This window comes from Staphylococcus sp. GDY8P196P (assembly GCF_017891705.1).
Lineage (GTDB): Bacteria > Bacillota > Bacilli > Staphylococcales > Staphylococcaceae > Staphylococcus > Staphylococcus ureilyticus.
In genome coordinates this window covers 195,399-210,449 of record NZ_JAESJS010000018.1, presented here as the reverse complement: position 1 = coordinate 210,449, position 15,051 = coordinate 195,399, and the positions used below count along the sequence as shown (strand labels likewise).

The following is a 15,051-nucleotide window of genomic DNA, read 5'->3' as shown; positions in this document are numbered from 1 at the left end:
TGAATTTGAGAAAGATAATAAGTTTTCACTAAAATAACCGTTCAATAGCTGCAATAATTTGAACAAATGACTGAATTGGTACTAATATCGTAACTAAGCACTATCATTGTGTAACGAACTCCTAAATGACATAAAACAAAAACCGTCAATTTCTATTATTATTGCAATAGAAATTGACGGTTCTTTTTTAGACCAAAGTATTTATTTTACAAGTACTTAACATATGGACAGTTAAATTTAATGAAACAGTCGATTTAATTTTAAACTTTTCATTTTGATTGTTTTCCTTAACACTGACTGTCTTTGCTTCTATTTTGTTAACAGAAAATTGATCCTCACTTTTAAATATTTATTATCTTGGTTTAAATGGACCCCAAGTAATTTTTTGTTTACTATCTAACGGAATGTTATCAATTGTATTCGAAACATCATCAAACCATTTTAAAAATGCAGGATTTTTGTCTAAATGCGCTTCAGCACTATCTTCGCTAATATCATGTAAATACCACGCCTTACTTTCAAATTCATATTGAATCTGTGAATATGCGAGCCGAGTTAAATTAACACTATCATATAAGCAGTTCACATGCTTCACGAGATTAGGTGCTTGTGAAATTAAACTATTTGATATGGTTCTTTTATGGGTTTGATTATCTAAATCATTCCACATTCTTAACTGGCCATCCATTTGAAAGAATATATCTATCGTAGAATCGTTTTCGTTAAATGAAATAAGAATAAATATACGTTCTGCTGTGTGATCAACGGAATTAATAGCTCCAACAACTAACTTTTGGGCCAATTTCACCCAATAGGCTTGGGCTTCTTGAGGGGTTAGTTTACTGCTAGAAGAATAAATATATTGCTCTTTAGCTTTATGATTTCCATGCGTTTTCTTACCAAAAAATTTGTCAAACATGCTCAACATAACCAACCCCTTTCTATGATATGACCTTTTCATCATAAGTGACACGCAACAGAAGTTGTCAGTGAATTATTTTTTAATAAAACCTGATTTATTCAATTGTTCTAACATATCTAGTCTCTGCTTAGCACTCATAAAATTAGAAATTTGTTCTGACCACGTTTCAGTACGTTCACCATTTGTACGGGATTCATAATATTTACTTACAGTTTCATCGTAATCTGCTAATGTTTTACGTTGCGTTTCTTTATCACTGTCATATTTATTGTGATGGAAGATATTTTCAAGTGGTAAACGTGGTTTAGGATCTCCATTTTCGTCATCTGCTGGTAAGCCTAATGCCATACCAAATAATGGGAAAGTATGCTTAGGTAAGTCTAAAATTTCACGCACACGTTCAACATCGTTTCTCAATGACCCTAAATAAACCATGCCATAACCCATGACCTCAGCTGCAGCAGCAATATTTTGTGCAACTAATGTCGCATCTATCGTACCGACCAACAAACCTTCTGCTGATTCAAATGATGTTGCCATATCTTTTTTAGTATTTTCATTAACGATTGCATGTCTGTAATAATCCATAACAAAGACAAATAAATAACCGTTTTCTACTACATAAGGTTGACCTGACACTTCTTTCAAGTCTTCTTTAACTTCAGGATCATCTATACCAATAATTGAATAAGCCTGTAAATAGCTTGACGTTGAAGCGCTTTGACCCGCTTCAATTAATTTTTTAATATGCTCCTCTGGAATAGGCTCTTGCTTAAAGTTTCTGACTGAATGGTGTTTTTTCAATAAGTTGTATACATAATCAGACATGTATTATCCGCTCCTCTTTTGTGTATGTGTTTATAGTATTTAGATGTTAACAAAGCTCACAGTGAATTGCTTGTTATTTGTTTACCCTTTTTTCACTCTTATTAAATGTTATCATCCTATTTAAATGTTGAATATTCCTAAAATATATAAACAAAATAAAACACGAATGTGATGCTTGTGTGCTTCAATTAAATAAATCATCTTGGCACATTATATATGTCAGAAATGGACACAAAAATACTTCTTAAATTTTTTCATATATTGCTATATAACCACAAGTATATTTTCCTTTTGTAATATCTCCTGTTTTAAAAATAATAATATTCAAAATTGAAATGTTTTCCAAAACATAAATGTGGAACAATAATAACAAGGGGGTAATTCATTTGAGTAACAAAAAACAGGAACAATTAAAAAATGTAGAAAAAAACAATGACGATAAAGCAATGACGACGAATAATGGCGTTAAAGTAAGTGAAGATGAAAACACATTAACCGTTGGTGAACGTGGTCCTAGTTTATTAGAAGATTTCCATTTTAGAGAGAAAATTATGCACTTTGACCACGAGCGAATTCCTGAAAGAATCGTACATGCTCGCGGTTTTGGCGCTCACGGTGAATTTCAAGTTTACAAAGATTTATCTGAATACACTTCTGCAGACTTTTTAACACATCCTGAAAAGACTACCCCAGTGTTTGTCAGATTTTCAACTGTCCAGGGATCAAAAGGTTCTCCAGATACAGTAAGAGACGTGCGTGGTTTTGCTACAAAATTCTATACAGATGAAGGTATTTTTGATTTAGTAGGTAACGATATACCTGTTTTCTTTATACAGGACGCTATTAAATTTCCAGATTTAATTCACGCTGTTAAACCTGAACCACACAATGAAATGCCTCAAGGTGGGACTGCTCACGATACATTCTGGGACTTTTTCGCACAAAACCCAGAATCAACGCACACAACGGTTTGGGCTATGAGTGACAGAGGTATCCCTAAAAACTTTAGACAGATTGAAGGATTCGGCATCCATACCTTCCGCTTGGTTAATCGTGATGGTCAATCCTATTTCGTAAAATTTCATTGGAAGCCAGTTCACGGTTTAGAATCATTGGTATGGGATGAGGCACAAATCTTATCCGGTAAAGATATTGACTTCCATCGCAAAGATTTATATGAAGCAATTGAAAAAGGAGACTACCCTGAGTGGGAATTAGGCCTTCAAGTGATTCGACCAGAACAAGAATTTGATTTTGATTTTGATATTTTAGATCCAACAAAAATATGGCCAGAAGATGAAGTTCCAGTTGAAATTGTTGGTAAAATGACGTTAAATCAAAACGTATCTAATGTTTTTGATGAAACGGAACAAGCAGCGTTCCATCCTGGTCATATCGTGCCTGGCATTGATTTCTCTAACGATCCTCTATTACAAGGACGTTTATTCTCATATACGGATACTCAAATATCAAGATTAGGTGGACCAAACTTTAATCAAATACCAATTAATCGACCAGTTAATGAAGTACACAATAACCAAAGAGATGCTATGCATCAAATGAATGTCCATAAAGGACAAACGGCATATCACAACAATGCATTAAACAACAACGATCCCCACACAACACCTAAAGAAGAAGGCGGCTACGAACATTATCAAGAAAAAGTTGAAGGACGTAAAATACAAAAACGTAGTGAAAGCTTTAAAGATTATTACAGCCAAGCTAAACTTTATTTGAATAGTTTAACAAAGCCTGAGTTCGACCATACCGTAGATGGATTTTCATTTGAAATTGGTAAATGTAAATCAGCTATGGTTAAACAAAATGCAGTGAATCAACTAAACAAAGTTGATCGCGCATTGGCAGAGCGCGTCGCAGCAAACGTAGGTGTTGAAGTGCCAGAAGAAAATGAAGAAGTACAAACTGATGCCAAAGATAGTAAGTTAACAATGGAAAAATTCGATATACCATTACCTGGACATTCTGTAGCAGTACTTGTGAACGGTGAGATAAATGAGAAAACATTAAAAGCATATGCCAAAACATTTGCCGACAACAAACTCAACTATGCTTTTGTAGGCAAACAACCTAAAGATATCACTAAAGATTTCGGCATAACTGAAACGTATGATACTGCACACCCTACATTATTTGATAGTGTGTTTGTAATTTCAGATGGTGCAGAATTATCACCGGATGCAGAGGCATTTGCAGAACTCACATACAAACACAACAAACCGCTAGTTGTTAATCAAGCCGCATCAGAAAAATTATCAAATGCAAAACTAGACTTGAACGCACCCGGTGTATATATTTCAGATGATGCTCAAACGATTATTCAAGCATTTGAACGCGCAAGATATTGGGACAGATAAGCATATAAAATTAAAATAATATATCCCTACAACGATATATTTAATGATACAAGCAGACGAGATAGAAATTTTTCATTGTAATTTAATTTCTATCTCGTCTTTTTTATGTGAATATGGGTAAATACTTACTAAACATTTAAAGATTCAATTTACATCAAATTGATCTGATTTCATGCTATATTTATTTCAAAAACACCTTCAAATAGGTGTTTGCAACCTCGAGTTGCACACGAGTAAACGATTAAGTGCGTGACATTACATGGTGATACCGTTAATTTCAAATAAAAGGAGTGATAACTATGGAAATTGGACCACGTATCAAAGAACAACGCGAACTCAAAAATTGGTCGCAAGACGAACTTGCTGAAATATTAAATATTTCACGTCAAAGTATTTCAAAATGGGAACTGAACAAAGTCTATCCTAGTATTGATATGTTAATAAAAATGAGCGACCTATTCGACGTCTCATTAGATGAACTCATTAAAGGAGATAAAGCATTAAAAAAGACAATTATTGAAACCTATCAACAACCAGTTTCTAATCAGAAAGATCGTCCTATGAATGTTTGGGAATTTCTATCTAACTTTTGGTGGTTATTCTTCCCTGTAGCGTTTATTATTTGGTGGATGGTACAGTCGTTTGTTTGACTGTAAAATTGTTTATTAATATGATTATTTCACTTTTTTCAATGAACAACTCATAAGCTATTTTAAAAACTTAGGAATAGAAATGTAGCTAATAAATTATTTGTTATGCTTCTATTCTTAAGTTTTGAGTAGCATAAACAATTCACTTTTTAAATTCTCCTAAATTCCACAACCTAAAATAATCTCTTTATGTGATTCAATCATTTTATATACACCTATTGTTAACATGGAACAATTTAGCAAATATCAAAATGCGGCGCTAATGTTTTCCAATAAATCAATTTACTTTCTTTAATATTTACTTATCATTACAAGTTCCAAAAGCGGTAAATAAGTTCACAAATTTGTGATAATTTTTCATAAGCCTATCATATCAAACTTTCAATGCCTTCCTTCTCAATTCTTATGTTTAGTTGAGAATAGGAAGGCTATTTATATAGTGTGAAAGAAAATACAAATAATGTATATGCTTTCATTTTCTTATGTAGCTTAACTAGTTTTATTGTCTTCTAACACAAATAGCGAGCACGATTTAAATCTATTGTGCTTTAAAGGTACTAATGTTGACGAAACAATAGCTACATGCAATAATAGTAATTGAAAGATTAGAATTATTATAATTAAGAAATTATGATAATCTGATTAATAATATTTAAATTAACACTAAGTTATTAAATAGGAGGATGTTTTACATGTCTTTAATCAACAAGGAAATTTTACCATTTACAGCTAATGCTTATGATCCAAAGAAAGATGAGTTTTTCGAAGTTTCTGATGAAAACTTAAAAGGTTCTTGGAGTGTAGTTTGCTTCTACCCAGCAGACTTCTCATTCGTATGTCCTACTGAATTAGAAGATTTACAAAATCAGTATGATAAATTACAAGAATTAGGTGTAAACGTATATTCAGTTTCAACGGATACACACTTTGTACACAAAGCTTGGCATGATCATTCTGAAGCAATTAATAAAATTCAATATACAATGATTGGCGATCCTTCACAAACAATCACTCGTAATTTTGATGTATTAGATGAAGAGGTGGGCCTAGCTCAACGTGGTACATTTATCGTTGATCCTGATGGTGTTGTTCAAGCAGCTGAAATTAATGCGGACGGTATTGGCCGTGATGCAAGTACATTAGTACACAAAATTAAAGCAGCACAATATGTACGTCAACACCCAGGTGAAGTTTGCCCAGCTAAATGGGAAGAAGGTTCAGAAACATTACAACCTGGTCTTGACTTAGTAGGTAAAATCTAAGGAGGCATTGATTTGAATGCTTAATGATCAGCTAAAATCACAATTACAACAATTACTTCAATTAATGGAAGGTGATGTTGTACTACGCGCAAGTCTTGGTTCAGATGATAAATCGAAAGAACTAAAAGAGTTGCTAGACGAAGTTGCAGCAGCATCATCTCATATCACAATTGAAGAGAAAGACCTAAAACGTACACCAAGCTTTACAGTAGATAAACCTGACGCAGACACAGGGATTACATTTGCTGGTTTACCTATGGGTCACGAATTTAATTCACTTGTATTAGCTTTATTACAAGTCAGTGGTCGCGCACCTAAAGAAGAGCAATCTGTCATAGATCAAATTAAAGCTTTAGATCGCCCACTCAATTTTGAAACTTATATCAGTTTAACGTGTCAAAAATGCCCGGATGTCGTTCAAGCATTGAACTTAATGAGTTTATTAAATCCAAATATCACTCATACAATGATTGACGGTGCTATTTTCAGAGAGGAATCTGAAGATATTATGGCAGTGCCAGCTATCTATTTAGATGGTGAAGAATTTGGCAATGGACGCATGACTGTACAAGATATATTATCTGAACTAGGTAGTAAAGCAGACCCTTCGGAATTCAATGATAAAGATCCTTACGACGTGTTAATCGTTGGTGGTGGACCCGCAAGTGGTAGTGCCGCTATCTATACTGCACGTAAAGGATTACGCACTGGTATTGTTGCAGATCGCATTGGTGGTCAAGTCAACGATACTGCAACAATTGAAAACTTTATTACAGTTAAAGAAACGGATGGTCCTAAGTTCTCCTCTGCACTTGAAGATCATGTAAAGCAATATAATGTAGATACCATGACAGGTGTCAGAGCAAGTGATATTGAAAAAACAGACAATGGTATTATTGTCACTTTAGATAATGACGCTAAATTACAAAGTAAAACCGTGATTATTGCTACAGGTGCACGTTGGCGTAAGCTAGAAGTACCTGGTGAAGAAGCCCTTATCAATAAAGGGGTGGCATTCTGCCCGCACTGTGACGGACCTCTATTTGAAAATAAAAACGTTGCTGTTGTTGGTGGCGGTAACTCAGGTGTAGAAGCTGCAATAGACTTAGCAGGTATTGTAGAACATGTTACACTACTTGAGCGTAACGCTACCCTTAAAGCAGACGACGTATTACAAGAACGTTTAAGCTCTTTACCAAACGTTACAATTATCAAGAACGCACAAACAACTGAAGTTTTAGGTGAAGCTTCAGTGACGGGTCTTAAATATCAAGACAAATCAACTGGTGAAGACCACACTATAGAATTGGAAGGTATATTCGTACAAATCGGATTACTTCCAAATACAGAATGGTTAGATAACTATGTTGAGTTAAACCAAGCAAATGAAATAATCATTGATCGTACAAACGCTACAAGCATCCCAGGTATATTTGCTGCAGGCGATGTTACAGACGATCGTAATAAACAAATCATTATTTCAATGGGCGCTGGTGCAAATGCTGCATTAAATGCATTTGATTATATCATTCGACACTAATCACTTCCCTATTCAAATAGATGATAAAGGAGAACCAAATTTGGTTCTCCTTTTTTTGTTGTTTTCATTTCTAAGGAAAAGCAGTCGAATCTTGTTACACAAATATGAAACGTTTTCGCTCAAAGTTTCAAACTTTGTTCAAAAGATTGTGCGTTTAAGTTTACGACATCTATATCAATCAATAGCTTGAAATGATAGTCTTAGGTTATAATTTCAAAAGCACATCAATTAATATAAATTGGACTATTTTTAAAGGAGCAATACGTTTTATGAAAAAAAGTATACTTATAACATTCGTTCTCATGCTAACTGTCATACTCACAGCATGTGCTAATGAAAATTCAAATGATGATAAACAACACAGTGAAAGACATGCCCCTTCAAATGTCAAAAAAGTTACAGAAAGTAATATCTTTGCTTCTCATAAAAAAGGCGAAAATATAAGCGAAGATGAAATGAACAAAGCGATAAAAAAATATCTAGATGTTAATGCAGATATTCTCGACAATAAATATCTAATACAGTATAAATTAGATAAGCAAACCGGTACGGATACTAAAATCACAGACGCACAAGCCAAAAGATTATCTGATTTATCACACAATGCGATTAAAAACGATGTGCGATTTAAAAACTTTGTCAAGGACAATCATCTGCCTAAAGGTTATAAAGATGACGTGGATCGAATCATTAACTATTTCACTGCGTTAAACACCACGATTAAAGATGCTGATAAACAAATCGAAGAAGTAAATTATCAACCGCAAAACACGCTAAACGTTGTAGACGTATCAGCAGAACATGCAGGAAATGTAAACGGTAAACAACAAGAAAAAATCAAAAAGTTCCTTAAAGATAAAGGTATTAAAAGTGATGCAATAGATAAATAATGTATCATTCATGGTTATTCAACTACTTGAATTTGTGAACATTCTTTGAATAACTATCAAATTCATTTTTATTGATATCAAATAAAGTGCTATGCATTACAAAATGATGACAATACCAATTCCCAGCATTATAAAGCCTTTTAAGCGCTTACTTAAAGTTAAATGATTCATCTTGACTTATATTTGTAAAAAACCTTACATGATTGTAAGGTTTTTTAATATAAAATGACTTTTTTTCTCGGAGATGTATTTGTTATCCTATGTTATAAGATTGAACACAGTAAACGTAGGAGCACAGCCGAAAACTTTATAGGGAGGTTGCACTATGGTAATTACGATTTTACTAGGTGCCATGGCTGCTGTCTTCATAGCTTTTAATCTCTTTGAGAAAAAAGAAACTTATGGCGTAATTTCATATAAATCTATTGCTTTAAGCATTACTTACGTCATACTCGCAGTTATTGTTGGTAGTTTCTTAGACAATATCAACACTATATTCCAAGGATTTCACGATAGCTTAACAGCAGCAAAAAGATATTAACCTGAACTGAGCAAATAAACAGTTCAGGTTTTTTAATACGTCATTTTATCAAAGCTAAAGCTCAATTTCATAAGGTACACAATTATCAATTTGCTTATCTATCACAGATGCTTTATTTTCATAACCTAAGTATACGAAACAACATCTAATTACAACTTGATGAGCAATGATTACAACTGTATCTAAAGATGTATCTAGCTCTTGTTTAAAGAAAGTTTCTACACGTTTTAAAACATCTTCATAACTTTCTCCTTCTGGTGCTTTTTGAGTAAAGCTGTGCCTAAATGAACTGTTTGGACCGCCATTAAAATAAGTTTCAAATTGAGCATTTTGTTCAATTTCACTCACTTTTTCACCCTCAAACTGACCTAAAGAACGTTCTCTCAGTAATGTCGTTACACTAGCTGGAATATCTTTATCAAAAATTGCATTATATGTTTGTCTCGTTCTTGTTAAATCAGACAAATAAATATGATCAATTTTGACTTGATTAAAATGATGTTGTAATAATTGCGCGTCTCGAGCGCCTTTTTCAGTTAATGGAACGTCTAATTGGCCACAAAAATAGTGATTTCCTTCTTTTTTATCGTAATTGGATTTTGATTCACCATGGCGAATTAAGTATAGTTTCATATGTTTGTACTCCTTTGTATTTTTAAATAAGGTAACATTTTTGTTAGATGAAGTATAACTTCTATAATAAAATATTTATTTTTGTTACTTTAAATGTGAGGTGATAAAAATGAATGAACAACCTTTAAATTCAGATACGCAAGGTGGACGTGTCTTAGCTTCTGTAAGTTATTTCAGCATATTTTTTGCTCCAATCATATTACCTATCATCATTTGGATTTTTGCTGATAAACCAGCATCCACGCATGCTGCTAAATCGCTATTCTATCATGTCATCACATATTTAGGACCGATATTTATTATTATCGTTGCAAGTTTAGGTGGCATGATCGTCAATCAACAACATCATACAATTATGGTCATAATGATAATTTTAGGAATTATTTTAATCTTATTCACGATTTGGTATACAATTAAAAATATTTATCGTGGCGTCAAAGTAATAATTTCTGAAAGTGCTTATTTTAACCCCTAAGATAAATCATTTACTTTTGAATATTCGATAGACACAAAAACACACTAAAAAAACAGCTTGGGAAAATATTGTTTCCTCAAGCTGCTTTTTTTGTTAAATCTAGATTAACTACTTTTGCTAAATAATAAATTAAGCGACAGACCAATTAACACTGCACCTACCGTATAGTCAAAAATAGCTTTAATCTTTCTGTTTGCAAAAAGTAATTTAATGTATTGAAAAATATATACACAGAAAATAAACCATAATAAAATAACTGTCGTTACAATCGCGGATAACACCGCTATTTGTGTGGTAACGCCTTCGCCCGCACTTAAAAATTGCGGTAAGATACTTATGTAATAGAGTAATGCTTTTGGATTTAAAATGGTACTAAAGAAACCTTGCCTATATGAACTTAAATAGCTGATTTGTTGTGCTTTCATTTGTGTGATTGAAAAATTCATACTTTGACGTGCACTAATAATACTTTTGATACCTAAATATATAAGGTAACAAGCACCCAGTATTTTAATCACTAAAAACACGTAATACATATTTGCCAAAATAAAAATAATACCAAAGACCGCTAGTAGAGAATAAACAACATGGCCTGTCGTTATACCCAATGCTGCCATTGCACCATTACCTTTACCAGAAGTGATTGAATTTTTCATCACGACGAAAAAATCAGGTCCTGGGACGATAATAATCATTAAAGTAATTGTTATAAATGCGGCTAATCCTTCCATTTTCTGCACCTCCACCTTAATTATGTTATCAAGATGCACACGGTATCGCAACACGCGAAACAAATCTTTTATGATTCTGTTATGGTGATGTTCAAATAATATATGAACGAAATCCAAAATTTGGTCAATGGTCAATCATTGAAAGCCGTGAAATGGAAAAATAATTTATGTGATATAACTCAGTTAATTTTAACTTAATAATTTCAAACCAATGGTGCTACCCAATATAACTAGAATACAAATAATTCGTTTAATATCCGTTGACTCTTTGTAAAAAAGCATACCTAAAACTGCTCCGCCAACAGCACCAATGCCAGTCCATACAGCATATGCAGTGCTCATAGGCAACTGTTTCATAGCAATAGATAATGTTAAAAAACTAATTGCAAAGAAAGTTATCATCCAACCAAGCGATTTATATTTGCGACTATGCACATAAGCATTCAAAAATGTAATACCAAGCATTTCAAATATACCTGCACAAATCAGTAAAATCCAAGCCATTATGAATGCCCCCCTTCATTTGTCGTCACTAATTTCAAACAAATTACACCAAGCAACAATGTCATTATTAAAATGATTTTTCCTGGTTTAAATGGTTGATCAAAGAATATAAAATCAGCTAGTGTAACGCCAGTTGTACCAAGTCCTACAAAGACTGCATAAGATGTCCCTACCGGTAATACTTTTGAAGCATCTATAAGTAAGTAAAAACTTAAAAATATAGCAATGACTGTCAATATCCACTCAAATACTGATGAAGCATGAGTTAAGCCAATAACCCATCCCACTTCAAAGAGTGCTGCAATCACAATTTTTAACCAATTCATAACAAAATCCTCCTTTAAGATTAAAAAAGCCTGAGAGATAGTCATCTATACTATCTCCCAGGCTTTTATCCTTCCGTGTCACATATTAATATGTGCCTTTCTCTCGGACCGAACCAACACCATCGTTGTGGAACCCTAGAAAGGTTTATTCAATTAGTGAAATCGTATCAAATTACACTTCGAACTTCAAGTTAAGATGATTCAGTTTATAATAAATTATATTAATTCTTATAAAGAAAGCGTTTTAAATTAATTTTTAAGTCAAAACTCTCTACATTTTATGTATTTTAATGTATAATAAGGATTACATTATAATAATTATAATGTAATGGTGTCGTCAATGAAACTTATTCTCAATTGAGTATTTTGATAAACGGACTAAAACGATTGATAAAAGTGAGGGATTATTATGAAATTATTAAATTACAAAATGCAAAATAATGAACTCGTTGCAACTGTATTATCTGACAAGAAGCAAGTATTCAAATATACGTTTGATGTAAATACACCAGAGTATGAAATTTTAGATGTACTAGAAGAAATCAACCATTATGTTGACAATGGTCATCATCCACTGGGTTGTTCTCTATTGAAAAATTATTCACATGAGGATGTGAGTCACAATATTTTATAATCTAGATTCTCGACCAAAAAGGTGAGTATAGCTGATAGACATTAATCAGTATACTCATCTTTTAATTTTTGATTTGCATAAATGGCCATACCTGTTTTTAATTTTCGAAAACCTAATTTTTGATATAATCCTTCGACGCCATGCGTTGAAATTAAATGCACGCAAGACACCTGCCCCAATTGGTTAATCATTCTACATACAATGTCATAACCTATACCCTTATTTTGATAGGACTGATCCACGATAACATCATAAATAGCTGCGTTAAATACACCATCTGATAAGGCTCTCGCTAATCCTATAGCACTACCATTATGCTTTGCCACCACGATATGTGTGCTAGCATTAAAAATGGTCTTAATTTTTTCCTTATTATGCCCCATCCAACCATTCGAGTGATATATTTTTATAAAATCTTCTAAATCATGTGAGTCAAATACATAAGTATAATCTATTTTCATCTCTATCACACCCTCATCATTTGTGTATATCAATCTATTTTATAGCTTTCTATACCCTTACATTACATAATCATTTATAATATATTTAAATCATCTTTTAATGTCACGTCATACATCACATATGATGTACAAAGAAGGCGTTAATATAAACAGTTAACAGGGTAAAGAGATAGTAAAGACGTTATTATTTTATCGATACAAGTAAGGAGGGACGCAAAATGTGGATTGTTTCAATATTACTCATTATCGTTGGTATTGTGTTGCTCATCATAAATAACCGTACACCTAAAAAAGAAGGTGTCGGCAAAAAACAAAGTTTAGTCAGCTTTGGTGTGGTCTGTTTAATCATCGGTATTTTCGGACTCATAGGTCAAATTATTAAATCAATTATATAAATCATCATATTAAAAAAGAGCGGGGTCGTAATCCAGTTACACTAGATTACTTAACCCTGCTCTTTTTGATTAGAGACTTTTTAATATTTATTAAAAATATTTGCTTTACATATTGAATAAATCATTAAATGATTCAACCATTGTAGGATGTGTATAAATATTTTCTTTTAATACTTCATAAGATAAATGTTGGTCAATTGCTAATTTTACTAAATTAATAATTTCCTCAGATTGTAAGCCATATAAAGTAGCACCTAATATTTCACTTGTTTCTTTATTAACGACTGCTTTAAACAAACCTCTTGTATCATTGTTTATTTTATGACGCGGAATTGTGTTTACAGGTACTGCATTTTCTAAAATTTGATAACCTTGTGCTTTTGCTTCTTCTGCTGTTAAACCTACACGTGATAATGGTGGATCAATAAATACAGTGTATGGCACAGCACCGCGATTTTCGGTCGTACGTTTGCCATCACCAAACAATTGATCTTTTACAATTCTGAAGTCATCTAATGAAATATACGTGAATTGCATGCCACCTTTAACATCACCTAATGCATAAATATTTGGCACGTTTGTTTGTAAGTTTTGGTTTACTTTGATTTCTCCACGTTCACCAATTTCAACATCTGTATTTTCTAAACCTAAGTCTGTATTTGGTTTACGACCAGTAGCTAACAATACCGCATCCGCTTCATAGCTTCCTTGTGTCGTGTGTACTGTTGTGCCAGATGCATTATCTTCAAAACGCTCTGTATCTGCATTTAATACAAGATTAACACCTTTATTTTCAAGATCTTTTTTAACTTCTGCAACAATATCTTTATCTTCTTTAGGCATGATATCATCATGTTTCTCTAAAACAGTTACTTGTGTATCAAAATTCGCAAACATAGAAGCAAATTCTAATGCAATATAGCCTCCACCCACAATAACTAAACGTTGAGGTTGTGTTGCCAATTCCATAATGCCAGTAGAATCATATAAATGCTTTGATGTTTCTACACCTTCGATGGATGGAATGATTGGTTGTGCACCTGTATTAATCACGATATCTTCTGCAGTAAGTGTTTCTTGTACTTCACCATTTTCATCTAATAATTCTACTTCATTATTAGACTTAAATGCTGCAGTAAAATCTAATACGTTGATATTATTATCATCTGCTAAATTATGATAATTCTTACTGTTTAGTGCATTTACTACATCGGATTTTCTAGAAAAAGCTTGTTCAAATGAACCGTGTGCTAAACCTTCATGCACAAGTGTTTTTGAAGGAATACAACCTATATTAATACATGTACCACCATACATCTTTTGCGATTTTTCAACTACAGCTACACTTTTTCCTTGGCCAGACGCAAATTTTGCTAAAGTTTTACCACCTTTACCAAATCCAATTATTAATAAATCATACTTTTTCATAATAATCCTCCTTAATCGTTTCATTTAAAACGTCTTTAATCGTTACATTTTGATAATAATTAATTAATAGCTCTTCTTCTTTTTGATGAAACTTAAACATCGTGTTGCCAATTTCTCTTGAAACTTCACAGTCACTACCAGCATCTCCAGTAAATAAACGTCCTTCTGAGCGATCTTCTTTAAACATCACAAATAGTTCAGACAAGTTAACATTTGCTGTCATATCATTAGCCTGATACCCTCCAAATTTACCTCTAGAAGTAGCTAAATAATGATGTTGATTTAACTTACGAGTTACCCTGCGTAATTGAGCCGGATTAATACAGATACGTTCCGCTAATTCATTGCTGCTAAAACGCTCATCATCATGTTTTAGCAAAAAAGTCAGTAAATGTACTGCTATATTGAATTCTAAATTCAAAGAAATCACCTTTTATCTTTAATTGAAACTTT

18 protein-coding genes and 1 riboswitch are annotated in these 15,051 nt (G+C 32.8%); of the genes, 9 read left to right on the top strand and 9 right to left on the bottom strand.

Annotated features, from left to right (window positions below):
- Positions 1 to 352: 352 nt before the first annotated feature.
- Both KA814_RS11015 and nfsA read right to left on the bottom strand, forming a co-directional pair.
- The gene (locus KA814_RS11015) at positions 353 to 919 is read right to left on the bottom strand and encodes a hypothetical protein (protein ID WP_046207545.1); all 567 of its coding nucleotides are present in this window, start codon (positions 917 to 919) and stop codon (positions 353 to 355) included.
- A 75-nt stretch (positions 920 to 994) separates the two neighbouring features.
- Positions 995 to 1,750 (bottom strand): oxygen-insensitive NADPH nitroreductase, encoded by a 756-nt coding sequence (gene nfsA, locus KA814_RS11010; RefSeq protein ID WP_203265317.1) that lies wholly within the window; start codon positions 1,748 to 1,750, stop codon positions 995 to 997.
- Positions 1,751 to 2,136: 386 nt separating this feature from the next.
- Between nfsA and KA814_RS11005 the strand changes: the two genes are divergently transcribed.
- The 6 genes from KA814_RS11005 to KA814_RS10980 all read left to right on the top strand — a co-directional run bounded on the left by KA814_RS11005 (position 2,137) and on the right by KA814_RS10980 (position 9,011).
- A complete protein-coding gene (locus KA814_RS11005) occupies positions 2,137 to 4,128 on the top strand; it encodes a catalase (RefSeq protein WP_107359905.1) in 1,992 nt (663 codons plus the stop codon).
- 299 nt (positions 4,129 to 4,427) lie between these two features.
- Positions 4,428 to 4,778, top strand: a complete 351-nt coding sequence (locus tag KA814_RS11000; protein WP_046207056.1) for a helix-turn-helix domain-containing protein — start codon at positions 4,428 to 4,430, stop codon at positions 4,776 to 4,778.
- 692 nt (positions 4,779 to 5,470) lie between these two features.
- Positions 5,471 to 6,040 carry an alkyl hydroperoxide reductase subunit C gene (gene ahpC, locus KA814_RS10995; RefSeq protein WP_046207057.1) on the top strand — a complete coding sequence of 190 codons (570 nt, stop codon included), beginning with the start codon at positions 5,471 to 5,473 and terminating at the stop codon, positions 6,038 to 6,040.
- 16 nt (positions 6,041 to 6,056) lie between these two features.
- Positions 6,057 to 7,580: an alkyl hydroperoxide reductase subunit F gene (ahpF, locus tag KA814_RS10990; RefSeq protein WP_046207058.1), complete on the top strand. Its 1,524-nt coding sequence runs from the start codon at positions 6,057 to 6,059 to the stop codon at positions 7,578 to 7,580.
- A gap of 269 nt (positions 7,581 to 7,849) precedes the next feature.
- Positions 7,850 to 8,470 carry an NDxxF motif lipoprotein gene (locus tag KA814_RS10985; RefSeq protein WP_070038372.1) on the top strand — a complete coding sequence of 207 codons (621 nt, stop codon included), beginning with the start codon at positions 7,850 to 7,852 and terminating at the stop codon, positions 8,468 to 8,470.
- A 325-nt stretch (positions 8,471 to 8,795) separates the two neighbouring features.
- Positions 8,796 to 9,011 carry a hypothetical protein gene (locus KA814_RS10980; protein ID WP_046207060.1) on the top strand — a complete coding sequence of 72 codons (216 nt, stop codon included), beginning with the start codon at positions 8,796 to 8,798 and terminating at the stop codon, positions 9,009 to 9,011.
- Between the two features lie 54 nt (positions 9,012 to 9,065).
- Here KA814_RS10980 and KA814_RS10975 read toward each other — a convergent pair whose 3' ends face one another.
- Positions 9,066 to 9,644 (bottom strand): histidine phosphatase family protein, encoded by a 579-nt coding sequence (locus KA814_RS10975; RefSeq protein WP_046207061.1) that lies wholly within the window; start codon positions 9,642 to 9,644, stop codon positions 9,066 to 9,068.
- Between the two features lie 109 nt (positions 9,645 to 9,753).
- Here KA814_RS10975 and KA814_RS10970 point away from each other — a divergent pair, with 109 nt between their 5' ends.
- Positions 9,754 to 10,119, top strand: a complete 366-nt coding sequence (locus KA814_RS10970; RefSeq protein WP_107359906.1) for a DUF4870 domain-containing protein — start codon at positions 9,754 to 9,756, stop codon at positions 10,117 to 10,119.
- A gap of 104 nt (positions 10,120 to 10,223) precedes the next feature.
- Here the strand turns inward: KA814_RS10970 and KA814_RS10965 are convergent, their stop codons facing one another.
- The 3 genes from KA814_RS10965 to KA814_RS10955 form a co-directional block, all read right to left on the bottom strand.
- On the bottom strand, positions 10,224 to 10,850 hold the full coding sequence (locus KA814_RS10965; protein WP_046207063.1) for a LysE family translocator: 627 nt from the start codon (positions 10,848 to 10,850) through the stop codon (positions 10,224 to 10,226).
- Positions 10,851 to 11,039: 189 nt separating this feature from the next.
- Positions 11,040 to 11,354 carry a DMT family transporter gene (locus tag KA814_RS10960; RefSeq protein ID WP_064209633.1) on the bottom strand — a complete coding sequence of 105 codons (315 nt, stop codon included), beginning with the start codon at positions 11,352 to 11,354 and terminating at the stop codon, positions 11,040 to 11,042.
- Positions 11,354 to 11,680 (bottom strand): DMT family transporter, encoded by a 327-nt coding sequence (locus KA814_RS10955; RefSeq protein ID WP_107359907.1) that lies wholly within the window; start codon positions 11,678 to 11,680, stop codon positions 11,354 to 11,356. Before KA814_RS10955 ends, KA814_RS10960 begins: the two co-directional genes overlap by 1 nt.
- A gap of 52 nt (positions 11,681 to 11,732) precedes the next feature.
- Positions 11,733 to 11,830: riboswitch (guanidine-I (ykkC/yxkD leader) on the bottom strand.
- Between the two features lie 259 nt (positions 11,831 to 12,089).
- Between KA814_RS10955 and KA814_RS10950 the strand changes: the two genes are divergently transcribed.
- A complete protein-coding gene (locus KA814_RS10950) occupies positions 12,090 to 12,314 on the top strand; it encodes a hypothetical protein (RefSeq protein WP_019469882.1) in 225 nt (74 codons plus the stop codon).
- A gap of 41 nt (positions 12,315 to 12,355) precedes the next feature.
- Here the strand turns inward: KA814_RS10950 and KA814_RS10945 are convergent, their stop codons facing one another.
- Entirely contained in the window at positions 12,356 to 12,775 is a 420-nt protein-coding gene (locus KA814_RS10945; RefSeq protein WP_064209635.1) for a GNAT family N-acetyltransferase, read from the bottom strand.
- 218 nt (positions 12,776 to 12,993) lie between these two features.
- Between KA814_RS10945 and KA814_RS10940 the strand changes: the two genes are divergently transcribed.
- Entirely contained in the window at positions 12,994 to 13,170 is a 177-nt protein-coding gene (locus KA814_RS10940; protein WP_164987250.1) for a hypothetical protein, read from the top strand.
- A gap of 105 nt (positions 13,171 to 13,275) precedes the next feature.
- Here KA814_RS10940 and merA read toward each other — a convergent pair whose 3' ends face one another.
- Both merA and hypR read right to left on the bottom strand, forming a co-directional pair.
- Entirely contained in the window at positions 13,276 to 14,598 is a 1,323-nt protein-coding gene (gene merA / locus KA814_RS10935; RefSeq protein ID WP_107359908.1) for a hypothiocyanous acid reductase MerA, read from the bottom strand.
- Positions 14,585 to 15,019, bottom strand: coding sequence for a redox-sensitive transcriptional regulator HypR (hypR, locus tag KA814_RS10930; RefSeq protein ID WP_046207067.1), 435 nt, complete (start codon positions 15,017 to 15,019; stop codon positions 14,585 to 14,587). The genes merA and hypR overlap by 14 nt, the downstream gene beginning before the upstream one ends.
- Positions 15,020 to 15,051 lie beyond the last annotated feature (32 nt).

Bases quoted from the DNA above. Each gene is read 5' to 3' on its own strand.
- KA814_RS10965 (WP_046207063.1), bottom strand. From the start codon at position 10,850: ATGGAAGGATTAGCCGCATTTATAACAATTACTTTAATGATTATTATC.
- KA814_RS10985 (WP_070038372.1), top strand. From the start codon at position 7,850: ATGAAAAAAAGTATACTTATAACATTCGTTCTCATGCTAACTGTCATA.
- KA814_RS10945 (WP_064209635.1), bottom strand. From the start codon at position 12,775: ATGAAAATAGATTATACTTATGTATTTGACTCACATGATTTAGAAGAT.
- KA814_RS11000 (WP_046207056.1), top strand. From the start codon at position 4,428: ATGGAAATTGGACCACGTATCAAAGAACAACGCGAACTCAAAAATTGG.
- KA814_RS10960 (WP_064209633.1), bottom strand. From the start codon at position 11,354: ATGGCTTGGATTTTACTGATTTGTGCAGGTATATTTGAAATGCTTGGT.
- KA814_RS10980 (WP_046207060.1), top strand. From the start codon at position 8,796: ATGGTAATTACGATTTTACTAGGTGCCATGGCTGCTGTCTTCATAGCT.
- KA814_RS11015 (WP_046207545.1), bottom strand. From the start codon at position 919: ATGTTTGACAAATTTTTTGGTAAGAAAACGCATGGAAATCATAAAGCT.
- nfsA (WP_203265317.1), bottom strand. From the start codon at position 1,750: ATGTCTGATTATGTATACAACTTATTGAAAAAACACCATTCAGTCAGA.
- KA814_RS10970 (WP_107359906.1), top strand. From the start codon at position 9,754: ATGAATGAACAACCTTTAAATTCAGATACGCAAGGTGGACGTGTCTTA.
- KA814_RS10975 (WP_046207061.1), bottom strand. From the start codon at position 9,644: ATGAAACTATACTTAATTCGCCATGGTGAATCAAAATCCAATTACGAT.
- merA (WP_107359908.1), bottom strand. From the start codon at position 14,598: ATGAAAAAGTATGATTTATTAATAATTGGATTTGGTAAAGGTGGTAAA.
- KA814_RS10940 (WP_164987250.1), top strand. From the start codon at position 12,994: ATGTGGATTGTTTCAATATTACTCATTATCGTTGGTATTGTGTTGCTC.
- KA814_RS10950 (WP_019469882.1), top strand. From the start codon at position 12,090: ATGAAATTATTAAATTACAAAATGCAAAATAATGAACTCGTTGCAACT.
- ahpF (WP_046207058.1), top strand. From the start codon at position 6,057: ATGCTTAATGATCAGCTAAAATCACAATTACAACAATTACTTCAATTA.
- KA814_RS10955 (WP_107359907.1), bottom strand. From the start codon at position 11,680: ATGAATTGGTTAAAAATTGTGATTGCAGCACTCTTTGAAGTGGGATGG.
- ahpC (WP_046207057.1), top strand. From the start codon at position 5,471: ATGTCTTTAATCAACAAGGAAATTTTACCATTTACAGCTAATGCTTAT.